The sequence below is a fragment of the Intrasporangium mesophilum genome (genome assembly GCF_054783095.1).
In genome coordinates this window covers 546,476-563,039 of record NZ_BAAGRF010000029.1, presented here as the reverse complement: position 1 = coordinate 563,039, position 16,564 = coordinate 546,476, and the positions used below count along the sequence as shown (strand labels likewise).

The 16,564-nt window shown below is 71.3% G+C and carries 14 protein-coding genes; 7 read left to right on the top strand and 7 right to left on the bottom strand.

Annotated features, from left to right (window positions below; translation table 11 throughout):
- The first annotated feature begins 105 nt into the window (after positions 1-105).
- From ACYVLP_RS22410 to ACYVLP_RS22385, 6 genes are all read left to right on the top strand, one after another.
- Positions 106-906, top strand: coding sequence for an ABC transporter permease (locus tag ACYVLP_RS22410; RefSeq protein WP_452269730.1), 801 nt, complete (start codon positions 106-108; stop codon positions 904-906).
- Complete coding sequence (locus ACYVLP_RS22405; RefSeq protein ID WP_460629511.1) at positions 906-1,655, top strand: ABC transporter ATP-binding protein; 750 nt, start codon at positions 906-908, stop codon at positions 1,653-1,655. The genes ACYVLP_RS22410 and ACYVLP_RS22405 overlap by 1 nt, the downstream gene beginning before the upstream one ends.
- Positions 1,652-3,607: a DUF5941 domain-containing protein gene (locus ACYVLP_RS22400; RefSeq protein ID WP_460629510.1), complete on the top strand. Its 1,956-nt coding sequence runs from the start codon at positions 1,652-1,654 to the stop codon at positions 3,605-3,607. The genes ACYVLP_RS22405 and ACYVLP_RS22400 overlap by 4 nt, the downstream gene beginning before the upstream one ends.
- Positions 3,604-4,422 (top strand): CDP-alcohol phosphatidyltransferase family protein, encoded by an 819-nt coding sequence (locus ACYVLP_RS22395; RefSeq protein WP_460629509.1) that lies wholly within the window; start codon positions 3,604-3,606, stop codon positions 4,420-4,422. The genes ACYVLP_RS22400 and ACYVLP_RS22395 overlap by 4 nt, the downstream gene beginning before the upstream one ends.
- Positions 4,422-5,426, top strand: coding sequence for a glycosyltransferase (locus ACYVLP_RS22390; RefSeq protein WP_460629508.1), 1,005 nt, complete (start codon positions 4,422-4,424; stop codon positions 5,424-5,426). The genes ACYVLP_RS22395 and ACYVLP_RS22390 overlap by 1 nt, the downstream gene beginning before the upstream one ends.
- An 87-nt stretch (positions 5,427-5,513) precedes the next feature.
- Positions 5,514-5,915 carry an adenylyltransferase/cytidyltransferase family protein gene (locus ACYVLP_RS22385; protein ID WP_452269725.1) on the top strand — a complete coding sequence of 134 codons (402 nt, stop codon included), beginning with the start codon at positions 5,514-5,516 and terminating at the stop codon, positions 5,913-5,915.
- Positions 5,916-5,940: 25 nt separating this feature from the next.
- On the opposite strand, the gene ACYVLP_RS22380 is transcribed toward ACYVLP_RS22385, so the two are convergent.
- The 3 genes from ACYVLP_RS22380 to ACYVLP_RS22370 form a co-directional block, all read right to left on the bottom strand.
- Positions 5,941-9,018: a SpoIID/LytB domain-containing protein gene (locus tag ACYVLP_RS22380; RefSeq protein ID WP_460629507.1), complete on the bottom strand. Its 3,078-nt coding sequence runs from the start codon at positions 9,016-9,018 to the stop codon at positions 5,941-5,943.
- Between the two features lie 223 nt (positions 9,019-9,241).
- Positions 9,242-9,898 carry a 3-oxoacid CoA-transferase subunit B gene (locus ACYVLP_RS22375; RefSeq protein ID WP_452269723.1) on the bottom strand — a complete coding sequence of 219 codons (657 nt, stop codon included), beginning with the start codon at positions 9,896-9,898 and terminating at the stop codon, positions 9,242-9,244.
- Position 9,899: 1 nt separating this feature from the next.
- Positions 9,900-10,688 (bottom strand): CoA transferase subunit A, encoded by a 789-nt coding sequence (locus tag ACYVLP_RS22370; RefSeq protein ID WP_460629506.1) that lies wholly within the window; start codon positions 10,686-10,688, stop codon positions 9,900-9,902.
- Between the two features lie 468 nt (positions 10,689-11,156).
- On the opposite strand from ACYVLP_RS22370, the gene ACYVLP_RS22365 reads away from it, so the two are divergent.
- Positions 11,157-13,154 (top strand): peptidoglycan-binding domain-containing protein, encoded by a 1,998-nt coding sequence (locus tag ACYVLP_RS22365; protein ID WP_460629505.1) that lies wholly within the window; start codon positions 11,157-11,159, stop codon positions 13,152-13,154.
- 3 nt (positions 13,155-13,157) lie between these two features.
- Here the strand turns inward: ACYVLP_RS22365 and ACYVLP_RS22360 are convergent, their stop codons facing one another.
- Genes ACYVLP_RS22360 through ACYVLP_RS22345 form a run of 4 tightly spaced genes read right to left on the bottom strand, consistent with a single transcriptional unit; the run spans position 13,158 to position 16,516 of the window.
- A complete protein-coding gene (locus ACYVLP_RS22360) occupies positions 13,158-13,883 on the bottom strand; it encodes a TIGR03089 family protein (protein WP_460629504.1) in 726 nt (241 codons plus the stop codon).
- Positions 13,883-15,178 (bottom strand): LCP family protein, encoded by a 1,296-nt coding sequence (locus ACYVLP_RS22355; RefSeq protein WP_460629503.1) that lies wholly within the window; start codon positions 15,176-15,178, stop codon positions 13,883-13,885. The genes ACYVLP_RS22360 and ACYVLP_RS22355 overlap by 1 nt, the downstream gene beginning before the upstream one ends.
- Positions 15,168-15,833 (bottom strand): DUF2304 family protein, encoded by a 666-nt coding sequence (locus ACYVLP_RS22350; RefSeq protein ID WP_460629502.1) that lies wholly within the window; start codon positions 15,831-15,833, stop codon positions 15,168-15,170. The genes ACYVLP_RS22355 and ACYVLP_RS22350 overlap by 11 nt, the downstream gene beginning before the upstream one ends.
- A complete protein-coding gene (locus tag ACYVLP_RS22345) occupies positions 15,830-16,516 on the bottom strand; it encodes a glycosyltransferase family 2 protein (RefSeq protein WP_460629501.1) in 687 nt (228 codons plus the stop codon). The genes ACYVLP_RS22350 and ACYVLP_RS22345 overlap by 4 nt, the downstream gene beginning before the upstream one ends.
- Between the last annotated feature and the right edge of the window lie 48 nt (positions 16,517-16,564).

Here is a 16,564-nt window from a genome sequence, read left to right as displayed (position 1 = left end):
GCATGTGGTCAGCACCCCTAGACTTCGGCGGGGTCACATGACCAGGAAGCACGGCCGCACGCCGGCACGAACAGCACGAACTGAAGGAGAAGGTGGTCCGCGCGCATGATCGGCGTCGCCCAAGTCCGCGGCCTCTCGGCCAACCGTCAGGTGCTTCGCACCCTCGTGGAGCGCGACCTTCGGGTCCGCTACGCCGGCAGCTGGCTCGGGTGGGTGTGGACGGTGCTCGACCCGCTGCTCATGGCGCTGGTCTACCTCGTCGTCTTCACCGTGATCTTCACCGCCAGGCGGAGCGGCAACCAGCCCTACTTCCTGCACCTGCTCACCGGCCTGTTCCTGTGGCAGTGGTTCGCCCAGAACATGTCGGAGACGTCGCGAGCCCTGCTCGCCGAGTCCCGGCTCGTCCGGTCGGCCAACCTGCCACGTGAGCTGTGGGTCGTGCGCGTCGTCAGCGCCAAGGGCGTGGAGTTCATCCTGACGCTGCCGATCATCGTCGCGTTCACGATCTACTACGTCGCGACCGGCCAGACGCATCTGCACTGGACGCTCATATTCATCCCTGTCTCGATCGCCCTGACCTTCCTGCTGTCGGTCGGCATCGGCATGGTCCTGGCCCCGATCACCGTGATGGTGACCGACATGGCCCGGGTGGTCCGCATCGCGTTGCGCCTGGGCTTCTACGCGACGCCGGTGCTCTACAGCGCCGACATGGCACCTCCGGTGCTCAGGTCGCTGCTCGCGCTCAATCCCATGAGCGGGATCCTGGAGCTGTTCCGCGCCGGGTTCTTCAGGGGCGAGCTGAACAAGCTTTCCGTCCTGTCATCGCTCGTGCTCACGGTCGTGTTCCTGCTCGTCGGCGCGGTGATCTTCAAGCGGATGGAGCCCGCCGTGCTCAAGGAGATCTGATGGCCAAGCCCGTGATCGAGGTCCGTGACCTCGGAATCGAGTTCTTCCGCTCGCGGCGTCGCCGGATGTCGCTGCGCGAGATGATCTTCAAGGGCCAGACCGGCGCGACCACCGACACCTTCTGGGCCCTCAAGAACATCTCGTTCGACGTCCAGCGCGGCGAGGCCGTCGGACTGGTCGGCGGCAACGGCAGCGGCAAGAGCACGCTCCTGCGGATGATCGCGGGCGTCATGCTGCCCGACCACGGCTACGCCACCGTGCGAGGCAAGGTCGCGCCCCTGATCGAGCTGACCGGCGGCTTCCTTGGCGAGCTCACCGGCCGCGAGAACGTCTACCTCGCCGCAGGCCTGCACGGTCTGACCAAGGCCCAGATCGACGAGCGCTACGACGAGATCATCGACTTCGCCGGCCCGCAGGTGCAGGCCGGCATGGACATGCCGTTCCGCCACTTCTCCTCGGGAATGCAGGTGCGCATCGCGTTCGCACTCATCACGACGCTCGACCAGCCGGTCGTGCTCGTCGACGAGGTGCTTGCGGTCGGCGACCGGGCGTTCCGCGAGAAGTGCTACCTCCGCATGGAGGACATGCTCTCGGGCGGGAAGACGCTCTTCCTCGTGTCACACAGCGAGCACGACCTCAACCGGTTCGCCGAGCGCGGCCTCTACCTCAAGTCGGGCGAGCTCGTCGCCGACGGCCCCGTCGGTGAGGTCATCGAGCAGTACAACGCCGACGCGGACGCCGCTCCGTGAGACTCGACGAGCGCCCTCTGGTCGGTGACGCCCGCGCTCGGGCTGTCGCCGGCCGTTCCGCGGGCGCGGACCTGCTCGTCGTCGGCGGAGACGTGGCCAGTGACCTGATCGAGTCGCTCGAGCCGTTCGGGCTCGTGCGCCGGGCCACCGACGCCGACCTGCACCACGTGCGCGCGACCCTGTCGGCCGCGGCGGACGTGGCGGGGGCGTCGGATGACGTGCCCTTCATCCTCGTCAGCAACGACGTCCGGGTCAGCCCGGTCGGTCTGCTCGACATCCTCGACGCGCCTCGCGACGTGACCGCCGCCGCCGTGGTCCACGGCCCGGTGGGCGACCTGCGCGGCGAGGTGATCGACCCGACGATGGTCCGCGGCGGGTTCTGGCCCGTCCGCGTCGACCGATACACCCGTACGGTCGAGTCCGTCGGCACCGCCGGACACATCGTCAGCGCGCCGACGGCGTATGCCGTGGGCGTCCTTCGCGTCGCCGCCCGCGACCGTGCCCGGGTCGCCGAGGCCCTGCGCGCCGCCTCCCAGAGCAGCTCTGCGCGCCGCCCCGGCGTGTCGCCGTTCGACCTCGCCCTGCTGGCCGTCGTCCGGTCCGGGAGCGTCTCGGTCCAGGCCGTGCCGCTCGACCACGTGACGGTCGAGCGCGGCCACCAGATGTCGATCGGAGCCCGCGGCTCGGCGTGGCAGCAACGGCTCAGGGCGGCGTCCCGTGGCAACGACGGGGTGTTCTCGACGCTCGCGATCCGGCCCCTCTCACGCCGCCTCACGGCATACGGCCTCGGCAGGGGCTGGACGCCGAACGTCGTGACGGTCGTCAGCCTGGCGCTCGGGCTCGCCGCGTGCGCGCTCGCGGCGGTCGACTCCCGGTGGACGTGGCTGCTCGCTGCCGTCCTGCTCGTCCTGTCGCTCGTCGTCGACTGTGTCGACGGCGAGATCGCCCGCTTCACCCGCCGTTACAGCCCGCTCGGCGGGTGGCTCGACGCCGTCAGCGACCGCGTCAAGGAGTTCACGCTGGTCGCCGCGGTCGCGTGGGTCTCCGCGCGGCGCGGTGAGGACCTCTGGTGGCTGGCGATCCTCGTCCTCGCGGTCCTGGCGATCCGGCACGTCGAGGACTTCTCGTACACCCGCCGCCAGCGGGCAGCCACGGCCGAGCCGGTCCTCGCGCTCGACCTCGACTCGTTCAAGGACGGCGGGCCCGACGGCAGCCGCACCGTCCTCGCGCCGGAGCCCAGCGGCCGCGACCGTCTCGTTCGCGACGTCAAGCAGGTGCTCCACCTTCCCATCGCGGAGCGCTACCTCATCATGGCCATCGGGCTGCTGCTCTACAGCCCCGCATTCCTGCTCTGGGCGCTGGGGATCGCGTCGGTCCTGGCCCTGGCCTGGACCCAGACCGGCCGGCTCCTGAAGGCCCGCGACGGTAGTGACGGCTTCCGTGCCGACCGTCCGGACCCGACCCTCGCCCAGCTGTGCGACCTCGTGGTGCTGCCGCGGCCATCGGGCCGCGGCCGGTTCGCGTGGCAGGTGCCGGGGCTGCTGGTTGCGGTCGAGGCGGCGGCCCTGCTGCTCGCTGCGGGCACGAGCACGGGCGCCCGCGCCGCGGCCTATGCCTGGCTCGTCGCCGTGTGCTGGCACGCCTACGACAACGTCTACCGTCTCCGCGAGACCGGGCGCGGCACACCGGTCGCGCTGGTCCGGGCCACGCTCGGGGTCGAGGGGCGCGTCGTGCTGCTCGCGCTCATCGGCGGCTTCAGTGACAACCCGGCGCCGTTCCTGCTCGCCGGTGCCGTCGTGCTCCTGGTGGCCTACGTCGTCGAGTCCGCGCTGGCATGGCGCGCCGGTGCCGCGTCCGCACACCAGGGCGGGCAGCAGGGCGGGCGGCAGGGCGGGCAGCAGGGCGGGCAGCAGGGCGGGCAGCAGGGCGGCCAGCAGGGCGGCCAGCCGTGAGCTCCGCCCTGAACCACGACCCGACGGACGACCATCCCACCCTCGAGGAGCTGCGGGCCGTCGCCCAGCCGCCCGAGCACATCGCCCGCTACAACGCCGAGCACTGGGCCGGCGCCCTCTACATCAGGCATCTGTCGGTCTATGTGACCCGATGGCTGCTGCCGACCCACATCACGCCGAACGGCGTGACCTGGCTCATGATCGTCGTCGGCCTGCTGGGTGCGTTCGCGATCCCCTTCGGCGGCCTCGTGGGCCCGCTCGTCGCAGTCATCGCCATGCAGCTGCAGATCCTGCTCGACTGCTCCGACGGGGAGGTGGCCCGCTGGCGGCAGCGCTTCTCGCCGGCCGGCATCTACCTCGACCGGATCGGCCACTACGTCACCGAGGCCGCGATCCCGATCGCTCTCGGTCTACGTGCCGACGGATGGAGCTTGTCCGATCCCGGCGACGTCGGTGGGTGGACCGTCCTGGGCCTGCTCGTCGCCGTCGGGGTTCTGCTCAACAAGGCCTTCACGGACCTCGTCCACGTCGCCCGCGCCAAGACCGGGCGACCGCCCCTCGAGGACGTCGCCACGACAGCGCGGCCCAAGGCCACCGGCGTCGCGGCACTGCGGCGGGCCTTCGACTATGTGCCGGTCTTCCGCGCCTTCGTGGCGGTGGAGGCATCCCTGCTCGCCCTCGTCGCGGCCGTCGTCGACAGCGTGCGGGGCGACCTCGCCGGCACCCAGGTGCTCGTCGTGGTCATGGTGCCGCTCATCGTCATCACGGCCGGGGGCCATCTGGTCGGGGTGCTGACCAGCTCGAGGCTCGACTGATGACGGGGAGCGCCCCCGACGACTCTGCCTCAGCGCCGCCACGGGCGACGGTCCCGGTGCTCCAGTGGGCCCAGGAGCACGGCGAGGTCGGCGGGGTGCGCACGAGCCACCACCAGCTGACGACCGTCCTTCGGGGCGATGGCGTCGAGGTGGACTACGTCGACACCGGCTCGGCCAAGAGGGCGGCGGCGATGGTGCCCAGGATGGCGCACCGGTCGCTGCACCTGCTGCACCTCACCCGCCTGTGGCGGGCGATCGTGCTCGCCCCGGTCTTCGCCCTCCTGCGCGGCCGCACGGTCCTCGTGCTGCACTCCGGCTCGACCGGGGGACAGGTGGCTCGGATGGCGGGGTGGCGGCGGACCGCGCTGGTCACGGCCCTGCGGGCCTATGACGAGATCTGGGCCGTCAACGACGACATCGGCGCGATCCTGCCCGGCCCGCTTCGCGAGCGGGTCACCGTCGTGACGCCGTTCGACCCCACCGCGGCGGCGGTGCCCAGCCCCTTCGAGCGCGAGCCGCACGCCCTCGCGCTGTCGACGAACGCCGGGCTTGCCCACTACAACGCCGAGCTGGGTGTCGACGTGGTCCGGCTCCTGCGCCAGTCCTGGCCCGACGCGACGCTCACGGTCCTGGCCTACGGCAACGACACGGAGGCGGTCGAGTCGCTGCGGCGCCAGGCCGCCGCGGAGCCCTGGCTGACGGTCGCCTTCGACTCGTCTCCCGACGCCGTGTCCGCCGTGCTGTCCCGCGTCGGCACCTTCCTGCGCCCGACGACGTGGGACGGCGACTCGGTCATCGTGCGGGAGGCTCAGGCGGCGGGCGCTACGGTCGTCGCCAGTGACACGGCCCCACGGCCGGCGGGTGTCGTGGTGGCCCCGCTGACCGCGGACAGCCTCGCTGAGGCTGTGCTGCACGGCGGCGCCGTCAGCGACGGCAGCGGCCTGGCGCAGACGACCCTCGCCCAGGCGGCACGGGCCTCGCTGGAAGCCATGGTTCGTGGCTGAGCGGGTGGTGCGGGTACCCTCGCACTTCGACTCCGTCGGCGCCGCGCGACCCGGCACCACCGACGTCGCCACCGCTAAAGGAGCATCGTGAGCAGCCGGACCGTCATCACCTTCGGGACCTTCGACGTGTTCCACGTCGGACACGTCCGCGTGCTCGAGCGAGCTGCGGCGCTCGGTGACCGTCTGGTCGTGGGCGTCTCCGCTGACGCGCTCAACATCGCCAAGAAGGGCCGTCCGCCCGTCTTCACCCAGGACGAGCGGCTCGAGATCATCGCCGCGCTCCGCGTCGTCGACGAGGTCTTCGTCGAGGAGTCTCTCGAGCAGAAGCGCGACTACATCCTCAAGTACGGCGCCGACGTCCTCGTCATGGGCGACGACTGGGCGGGCAAGTTCGACTGGGTCAGCGATGTCTGCGAGGTCGTCTACCTGCCCCGCACCCCGTCGGTGTCGACGACGGGCCTGATCGAGCACATCGCCAGCCTGGGCTGAGCGCCGGCTCGGCCGGAGCGCGCGGCTACTGGCCCCAGGCGGCGGTCGAGGCGTAGGTCCCCGCCCGCAGCGGAGTGGTGAGCCGGGCCGACTGGACCACCCGGTAGACGAGCAGGGCCCCGTCGGCGGCCCGACGCGCCAGCAGGTCGTCGCGACCGTCCCCGGTGAGGTCGCCGACGCCACGCAGGGCGCTCATCGCCGTCCAGCCGGACGTCCCGAGGACGCGCGCCGCACGGAACCTCCCCGCTCCGTCACCCGGGTAGAGCACCAGCGCGCCGTCGCTGGAACGCACCGCCATGAGGTCGCGGCGGCCATCTCCGTCGAAGTCGCCCGCGGTGACCTGGCGGAAGCCGCCCCACCCGGAGCCGATCGTCGTGCTCGACACGATCCGCCCTGAGCCGTCTCCACGGCGCAGGACGAGGGTGCCGGAGGAGAGCCTCGTGAGGATGTCGGTGTAGCCGTCGCCGGTCCAGTCACCCACCGGCACGATGAGGTTCACCGATCCCCAGCCCGTGGCCAGGACGACGCGTCCGGCGCTGAGGCCGCTCGCACCGAGGCCCCGATAGAGCCATGCCGTGCCGTCGCTCCCGATGGCCACGACGTCCCCGAGCGTGTCGTTGTCGAAGGCCCCGACCGCTGCGGCGGCTCGCATCCCGGAGAACCCGGACCCGAGGATCTGTCGCTGGGTGAAGCCGAGCCGTCCGGTGTATGAGAGGGCCTGGAGCGAGGCACCGGTCGGCACGAGCACGTCGGACCGTGAGTCGCCGGTCACGTCGCGGGGAGAGTATGCCGCCGATCGTGGCGGCCGCGACGTGATCGTCCACCACGTGCTTCGGAGACCGGTGCGGGTCCGGAACGCAGCACCCGTCACCGTGACCGAGCCCCCCGACCCGGTCAGGGTGACCGAGGTGGCTCGTCCGCCCCAGGTCCCCGTGCCGCCTCCACCGGCACGAGGCCCCACGGCGACGGAGCGGAGCGACCCGATGGCCGGGTACGCCCGCTCGAGGGTGGCCGCCTGGATGGACGACGACCAGGCGTGTGGGTTGCTGGCCGAGGCGACCGCCCCGTCGTAGGGGTCGTTCTTCGCGGGGAGGTATGCCGTCCCCCCGCTGACCGTGCGGCCGCCGTTGGAGGCGGAGTACTGCGCCAGCGCCGGCTTTCCCCCGTAGGTCAGGACGATGCCTGCGGTAGCCTGCGTCGCCGCCGTGGCGCGGGTGTCCTCGTGCCGCACCGTCAAGGCGCCGGCCCCGGTGTAGTCCGCCACTCCGCGGTACTGCTGGCAGTCCGCGTCGCAGATGTCGTAGACGCGCGTGCCCGCACCGGCGCGCGCGTTGGCGGCGAATGTGCGCGCGGCCACCGCCTGAGCCGACAGTGCCGCGGCAGACCAGCTGGCCGGCATCTCTACGGGCACCACGGCGCGGACGTAGGCCTCGAAGGGGACGAGGTTGACGGCATACAGGCGGCTGCCCGAGACGGACACGCGCACGGACCCGGTGTACTCGCGCTGGGTGCCGTCCGGCAGCCAGAGGCGGACGGTGCCAGGGCGGCTGACTGTCAGCGGCTTGGCGGAGCCTCGCCAGGTCGTGACGTAGGTCCACCCGGCGCCCGAGCTCGCCTGTAGCGAAAGGGTGCTCCCCTCGCGGACGACGCGCCAGCGGTATGCGGCGGACAGGTACGAGCGACGTGTTCCGTCCGTGATGGTCAGGCCGGTCTGCGAGACGAGGGGCACGGCGTTGGAACCGACTGCCGACAGCCAGACCCGCAGGGTCGGCTCGCCCTGGGCGGTCCGGGTGGTGCCGGGGTAGTAGAACGCGAGGATCTGCGGCCAGGTGAGTCCGTCGCGGGCGGCGCCGTAGGCACCCCACTGCGACATGCCGATGCCGTGGCCGTATCCCCGGCCCGACAGGGTCAGGACCGACGAGGCGGGGCGCAGGTAGGTCTCGCTCGCCGTGCGGGCCGGCTGCGCGGACCACTGGCCGGCGCGCCACGTCGTCCCAGCAGCGCTGCGGATCGCCGGCACCTGCTGTGCGTATGCCGTGTTGCCGGGGCACTCCGTCTCGCTGAGGTCGCGGTGCCCCATGGTTCGTGGCTTGGTGACGCGCACGCCGGCGGCATACCGCGTGCTGCCGGCTGAGGTCAGGGTCGTCGTGGTGGACGGGTCGAACAGCGAGCGGTCGGCCTCCCAGGCGACGGCCTGGGTCACCGCGGACTGTGTGGCGGACGAGAAAGGCACCGACGTGAAGTCGCCGATGACCGCTACTCCGGTGGTCTCGGTGTTGAAGCCGCCGGTCTGGGCGCCCACGACGAAACCGGTGGTGCTTCCGGAGCGCCCCTGCCAGATCCGGCCGAAACGGTCCACGAGCAGCTGGTAGCCGATGTCGCACCAGCCGAGGCTGCGCACGTGATAGGCATACATCGCCCGGATCAGGCTCGGCACCTGGTCGGCGCTGTAGGAGTTCGAGTTGACCGTGTGATGCACGACGACGGCCTTGAAACCACTGAGGCGCTCGGGTACGCAGGTGCGGATGCTCTCGTCGGCGCCCCACTCGGCCCGCGTGTGGATGACCGGACGGGTCACCGCTGCAACCGCCGACCCGGCAGGAGCTCCGATGGAGGAGTCGGCCGCGGACGTGCCGCCGTCGACGAGGCTGGCCCGCATGCCTCGGGGCACGGTGCCGTCGGGCGTGCTGACCCGGACGTCGATCGCGTCCGACCCGAGGGCGGCGACGGTGTCCGTGCCGGGCCGCGCGTGGGTAGCGTCAGCGGAGCCGGGGTCGGGCCCGTCGCCGTCCACACCGAGCTCGGTCCAGCCCGACCAGCCGGCGGTGCCGTGGGTGCGCACTTCTACGTGCGTCCCGGCCGGGGGAGTGCTGTCGAACGTGACGCCCGCGAGGTCGAAGCGGGTGTTGCGGACCTCGGTGGCCCCGACGACCTGCTCGCCGACGACCTGCTCGGCGACGCCGCTGCGCGCCGGCCCGGGGGCCGCGGAATTCGTTGTCGTGGAAGGGATTCCGACCTCGTGCACAACCGGCGCGACCGGTTGGGGGCGGGCCCCGGACGGCACCGTGGGGGCGACGACGAACGTGGCGGTCAGGACGGTCACGGCCAGGATGGTGGGGACGCAGCGCACGGGATCTCTCCTCGGTCGGCTGCATCCACCGTCCCAAAGGTCCCATTGGTCACATAGGCCTCAGGTTTATCGTTAGCATCTCGTGACCTTTTAATCCATGTGCAGGTGGTAATGGCCGAATGCCTGCCATGTCAGCGATGCCTGAATGCGAGAGTGCGGCCATGCCAGGCATGGCCGCACTCTCGACGGAGGCGGGTCAGGCGTGCACGGGAGCCGGCTGGAGGTCCACGGTGATGTCCGGCTCGGTCTTCTCGCGCACCTCGTCCTCGGTCACTCCCGGGGCCAGCTCGCGCAGCACGAGCCCGTCGGCGGTCACGTCGAGCACGGCGAGGTCGGTGATGATCCGCTGGACCACACCCTTGCCGGTGAAGGGCAGCGAGCACTCCTTGACGATCTTGTACGAGCCGTCCTTGGCCGTGTGCTCCATGAGGACGATGACTCGCTTGGCACCGTGGACGAGGTCCATCGCCCCGCCCATGCCCTTGACCATCTTTCCGGGGATCATCCAGTTGGCGATGTCTCCCTGCTGGCTGACCTGCATCGCGCCGAGGATGGCCGCGTCCACCTTGCCACCGCGGATCATCCCGAAGGACGTTGCGGAGTCGAAGAAGGCTGCGCCCTTGCGCAGGGTCACGGTCTCCTTGCCGGCGTTGATGAGGTCGGGGTCCTCGTCGCCGTCCAGGGGGTAGGCGCCGACGCCGAGGATGCCGTTCTCGGACTGCAGCACGATCTCGACGTCGTCAGGGACGTAGTTCGGCACGAGGGTCGGCAGGCCGATGCCGAGGTTGACGTAGGCACCGTCGGCCAGCTCGGCCGCGGCCCGGGCCGCCATCTGCTCGCGGGTCAGTGCCATCTCAGGACTCCTGGTTCTCGGTGCGGGGGCGGACCGTGCGCCGCTCGATGCGCTTCTCGGCGGCCTGCTCGGGCGTGAGCGGCAGCACCCGCTGCACGAAGATGCCCGGCAGGTGGATCGAGTCGGGGTCGAGCTCGCCTGGCTCGACCAGCTCCTCGACCTCTGCGACCGTGACCCGGCCCGCCATCGCGCACAGGGGGTTGAAGTTGCGCGCCGACTGGTTGAAGACGAGGTTGCCGTGCCGGTCGCCCCTGGCAGCGCGGACCAGGCCGAAGTCGGTCGTGATCGCCTTCTCGAGGACGAACGTCTTCGTCTCACCCATCCACTCGAAGTCCTGGGTCTGCTTCGGCGGAGAGGCGACCGCGATGTTGCCCGCGTCGTCGTAGCGCCACGGCAGCCCGCCCTCGGCGATCTGCGTGCCGACTCCCGTCATCGTGAAGAAGGCCGCCACGCCCGAGCCCCCAGCGCGGAGGCGCTCGGCGAGCGTGCCCTGCGGGGTCAGCTCGACCTCGAGCTCGCCGTGCAGGTACTGCCGCTCGAACTCCTTGTTCTCGCCGACGTAGGACGAGATCATCCGGCGGATCCGCTTGTCGCGGAGCAGGATGCCAAGGCCCCAGTCGTCGACGCCGCAGTTGTTCGAGACGGCCTCGAGATCGGTCAGTCCGGCGTCGTGGATCGCACCGATGAGGACGGAGGGTATGCCGCAGAGGCCGAAACCGCCGACCGCGAGCGACATGCCGTCGCGGATCCCGGCGATGGCCTCCTGGGGTGAGGAGACGACTTTGTCCATGGGTCGGACTCTATCCGCGCCGACACGAGCCGGCGGAGTGGGGTGGGCCCACAGGATCGAGACGAAGTGTGGGCTCCGGCCACGGGGCCTCGGACCGTTCCGGCGTGGGCCGGCCACGGGTCGGCGGCCAGGCGCTGGCCCCCAGGGAAGCCGCCGCGCCCTCTGATTCTGCTCCGGAATCCGGAGCAGAATCAGAGGGCCCTGGGCCGGTGGGTGCGGCGCTGGACCCGAAAGGCGGAGGGAGACCCGGTTCTCGCGTCCCGGGCAGCGCAGTTGTGTTGAGTCACATGGATGTCATTTGGCGCCAAGGGAAATCACAGTTCTGTAATTCTCCCGACCAACTTGTGAGTGGTGTGACTGGAGTGCATAAATGGTGCGGGTGATGTTCCGGCGCAGAGCGTCGGCGCAGCGGCGCGCAGCGTCGGATCCCGTGTTGTTGCTCGTGTCTGTCCGCGGAAAGAGGTCCCCATGGCGCCCGGTCGACGACCTCTCGGGTGGGCCCTGGCCGTCCCCGCCCTCGCCGTGCCTGGCGTCATGGCGGCGGCATCGCCCGCGGCCGCGGTTCAGGCGCCTCCGACCAAGCCCCTTCCTGTGGGGCTGGATGTCTACGTGCCGTACCAGGGCCAGACCATCTGCGACCCGCGGCCACGGCCGGGCGTCTACGCGTTCGCGAAGCTGATGACGACTCACTACGGCATGGGGTCCACTGCCCTCATCGGGCGCGCCTGCAGCACCGGCCCCTCCGAGCACTACGACGGCCGGGCCTGGGACTGGATGCTCAACGTGGACAACCCGCAGCAGGAGGCCGTCGCCCAGTCGGTACTCGCCTGGCTGACGGCGCCGGACAAGAACGGCGTGCCCGGCGCCATGGCGCGCCGCTTCGGCATCATGTACATCATCCACGACCGCAAGATGTGGCGCTCGTACGCAACCGACCGTGGCTGGGCGCCCTACGACGGCACGAGCCCGCACACCGACCACATCCACTTCAGCTTCAACTACGACGGTGCCGCTGGTCGCACGTCCTGGTGGACAGGCGTGCCTACGACCTCGTATCTGACCACCCTTCCGCCGGCGGGCACCACGCTGCCCTCAGCGCCGCCCGGGCCCACGCCCTCGGCCCCGGTGCCGACGACCCCGGTCGTGCTGTCCTACGGGATGCGCTCGGAGGCCGTGCGCCGGCTCCAGGTGCTCCTCGGCAACCTCCCGACGACGGGCTACTACGGCGACCTCACCAAGGCACGGGTCGTCGCGTACCAGAAGTTCGTCGGACTCCCGCAGACCGGTGTCGCCGATCTGCGGACGCAGGAGATCCTCGCCGCCCGCGGCTGGAAGAGCGTGACGCAGGCCTACCCGACCCTGCGCTTCGGGATGACCTCCCCGGCGGTGAAGACGCTGCAGACCAAGCTCGGCTCGCTGCCCGTGACCGGCTACTACGGCTCGATGACCCAGGCCCGCGTCACGGCATACCAGCGGTTCGTCGGCCTGCCCCAGACGGGCGTGGCCGACCCGGTCACCCAGGCGCGGCTGTGGGTCCGCGGCTGGAGCGGGACTCCGGCCGGGACGACGACCTATCCGACCCTGCGCTTCGGCATGACCTCCGACGCGGTCAAGACGCTGCAGACCAAGCTCGGCTCGCTGCCCGTGACCGGCTACTACGGCTCGATGACCCAGGCGCGGGTGACGGCATACCAGCGGTTCGTCGGCCTGCCCCAGACCGGCGTCGCGGACTCGAGGATGCAGGAGCTGCTCTACACCCGCGGCTGGGCGGCGCTGGCGCCCTCGCAGGCACAGGCACAGGCACAGGCACAGGCACAGGCACAGCGCACGGCGCCGAACCCGACCGGCACCGTGGCGCCGATCGACCCTGCACCACTCCCGAAGGACCCCGACATGACCCTCCACACGGCCTCGTCCCGACCCGACAGCACGCACGCCGACGCTGCGTCCTCCGCCCCCGTGGCGGCCGGTGCGGAGGCCGTCGGCGTGGTGCGCGCCGCGGTGGCACGGGGCTCGGTCGCCAGCGTCGACGTGCGGACCGACTACACGGCATACAAGTCCCTGACGATCGGGCCGGGCGCCCGAGGCGCCGCCGTGCGCGTGCTGCAGCGGGCGCTGGGTGGGCTCGCGGTCGACGGGGTCTACGGCGACCTCACCCGCGACAAGGTGGCCTCCCTTCAGCGGACCCTCGCGCAGCCGCCGACGGGTGTCGTCACTCCCGACCTCTGGGACGTGCTGGAAGCCCGCGACTTCCCCTTCCTCGACAGCCGGACCACCGTGCTGCGCCTGGGCGACAACGGGCCAGCCGTGCTCGCGGTCCAGCGGCTGCTCGGCGTCCGCGAGACGGGGGTTTTCGACGGCGCGACCCGGGATGCGGTCCGCGCCGCCCAGGCGCGCGCCGGGCTGGCGAGCACGGGCGTCGTCGCCTCGCGCACGTGGTCGCTGTTCGACCGGCTGTCCGCCTGAGCGCTACCGCACGTCGACCGTGACACCCTCGGCGCTGAGCCGCGCGCCGAGGTCGGCGCCGGCGGCCCCGCGGATCAGCACGACCGACCCGTCGGCCGCCCAGGCGGCCAGGGCCTGCCGCAGCACCGCCTCGAGCGAGCCGGCTATGGCGACGCGCGGGGACGCGCCCCAGCCGTCGTCGGTCCGGATGACGTCGCCGTATGCCGTGTCGCCGGCCTCGCTGGCCAGCGCGACGTCCCCGGGCTCGGGATCGGCCATCGGGGAGAAGGCGTCGCCGTGCGTGGCCAGCTCGCGGGCCTCGTCGATGGCGCCGCGTGCTTCGGCCGCCTCGGGGTGGCTGCGGGCGAGAGCAGGCAGCGACACGAGCACCGCGTCGCCACCGTGCCCGGCCGCGGTTGCGGGGGCATCGGTCACCAGCACGTCGGCCGTCCTCGAGTCGTCACCGACGACGACGGTCGCTCCGACCGCCCAGGTGGCCAGCGCCCAGTAGAGCGACCGCCAGTGCGCGGGCAGGTCGAGCCCGACGGTGGTGCCGGGCCCTGCGGCAGCGTCGTCCTGCAGGAGGTTGGCCGCCTTGGCGACCCAGTTGGCCAGCACCCGCGCCGACAGCTCGATCCGCTCGCCGGCGGTCGGGCCGGGCTCGTCGTCGTACCACGTCAGGCGGGGGCGCCCGGGGTCGGTGGCGACCATGCGGGCGAGCACGTCCGCGGGCATCACGGGAGAGGTCATCAGCTGTTGCTCGCGCCCTCGACGGTGGTGCCAGGGGGCGGCTCTGTCAGCGGCTCGTCGTCCTTGAGCGCCTTGAACAGCGCCTTGGCCCGCTCGGTGTCCCACTTCACCGCGAGGGCGCCGCCGGATGTCCGGTAGGCCAGGTCCGAGGTCGGCACCGACAGCGACAGGCCGTTGTCGTTGCTGATGTCGCGCATCGCCATGAGGACGCGGACGGCGTCCGTGAAGCCGGTGTCCTTGCCCACGGCGAGACCCGCGGCGGAGGCGTCGGCGAAGCTCTTGTAGCGCCACGGGATGAGCACGGTCGACGGGGTCGCAGCCTTCTTCATCAGGGCGCCGAGGAACTGCCGCTGCCGGGCCGCGCGACCGATGTCCCCCAGCGGGTCCTCGTAGCGGGACCGGACGTAGCCGAGGGCGTTGGCGCCATCGAGGTTCTGGCAGCCCTTCTTGAGGTCGATGCCCGCCTTCTTGTCCTTCATGTCGCGAGGCACGCAGAGCGTGACACCGTCGACGCTGTCGACGACCGAGGCAAAACCGCCCAGGCCGATCTCGACGTAGCCGTCGATGTGCACGCCGGTGACGTTCTCGACCGTCTCCGTGAGCAGCTTCGGGCCGCCGATGGAGAAGGCCGCGTTGATCTTGTTGTTGCCGTGGCCGGGGATCGGCACCCACGAGTCACGGGGGAGCGAGACCATGACCGGCTTCCCACCGCTCTCGGACACGTGGACGATCATGATCGTGTCGGTGCGGTTGCCGGCGGCGTTGCCGGTTGCGTACTTCTTGCGCTGCTCCTTGGTCAGCCCGGCCCGGCTGTCGGAACCGACGAGCAGGTAGTTGTAGCCGGCCGTGTCGACCGGGCGCTCGCCCGAGGGGACGTTGTCGACCTTGGCCACGTTGTTCCACGCGTTGAACGGCACCCAGACCATGAAGGCGATCCAGGCAAGGACCAGCAGCCCGATGACCAGGGCAATGATCCGGCCCTTGCGCCAGCGGTAGGTCGGCTCGCTGGGCGGGGCCCCGGCGCCACGCGGGCTTCCGGGTCGGCCTGGACCGCCTGGACCGCCTGGACCGCCGGATCCGCCTGAGCCGGCGTAGCCCGCCGAGCCGGAGTAACCCGCCGCCCTCGGGGCCGGCTGGGGCTGCGTCGAGCGCCGGCCGCGGTCGTCGACGCTGTCGACGTCGGCGGCACGAGCGGACGGGATAGCTCCACCGCCGGGCCGCTTCGGGCGTCGCCGCGTGTCGACGACATAGGCGTCGTCGGCGTCGGGTCGATGGCCTTTCGGGTCAGTCGGCATCGGCTGCTTTCATGCTCGGGGACGAGGACGGACTGCCTGCCAGTCTCTCAGGTCGGCCTGTGCCGAGCCTGTCGTCGCCCCCGAACGGCGTGGCTGAGGTCACGCCGCTACGTGTGGATCCGTCCGGTATGCCGCCTGCTGACTCCGCCTCACCGGACGCCTCGGTGGCCTCGTCGGTCCGGAGCGTCACCGGGGTCTCGGAGGTCACAGGAATCTCGGAGGTCACAGAGGCCTCGGGCGTCACAGAGGCGTCGGGCACGTCCCTCGCCGTGGCCCCTGGCGAATCCTCGCCGTCCTTACTCCCAGCCGGGCTCCGGCGCGCGGGCGGCGGCGTCTCGTCCAGCGCGATCCGCCGCGCGAGCCGCGTGTAGCGCACCTCCATGTCGCGGAAGCGCCGGAAGGTGGTCACGACGAACCCGAGGAAGGCCAGCACCAGACCGTAGAGCACGAGGTCGGCTCCACGGCCGATGCCGACCAGGCTGCCCAGCCGGTTGAGGATGTTCGGGTCGAGGATCGACCACACGGCGAACGCGGCGAACAGCAGCAGGCCGATGCGTCGCAGCGCTTGGGCTCGCTGGCCGTAGCTGCCGAGCAGCCGCCACGCGATGGCGAGGATCCCGACGATGAGCAGGACCTGGATTGCGAGCTGTTTCATCGCCAGATCAGCTCCGCGAGGATGTTGACGGCGTTCCACAACGACTGGCCCTTGGCCTTGGAGTAGTCGGTGTAGAGGATGTGCACGGGCTCCTCCGCGTAGGTGATGCGTTCGCCGTCGAAGCGCATCGCGCCGATCTGCGCGACGATCTCGGACGCGTGGGCCATCCGGTTCTGGGTGATCTCGAGCCGGTCGACGACCTCACGCGAGAGCACCCGCAGGCCGTTGTGGGCGTCGGTGAGGCGGGTGCCGGTCGTGACGTTCGTGTACGCCACCGCGGCGCGAAGGACGAGCTTCTTGAGGGCCGAGGCCTCGGTGCGCTCGTCGAGGAAGCGGGAGCCGAAGACGACCCGCACGTCGCCCTGCCGGATCCGGTCGACCATGACGACGACGTCGTGCACCTGGTGCTGGCCGTCGGCGTCGTAGGTGACGACGTAGCGCATGCCCGGGTCGGAGAGGGCGTAGGCGAAGCCGGTCTGCAAGGCGGCGCCCTGGCCGAGGTTCACGGGATGCCGGACGACGACCGCGCCGGACTCGGCGGCCCGTCCCGCCGAGTCGTCCCTGGACCCGTCGTCGACGCAGACGACGTTGGGGAACGTCTCGCGTGCCTCGCGCACGACGTCGGCGATGACGGAGGCCTCGTTGTACAGCGGCACGACGAGCCACACGTCCTCGTTCTTCATGCGCCAAGCGTAGAGCGGGCCGGTGCCCTCGCCGACACGCGCGGCCCC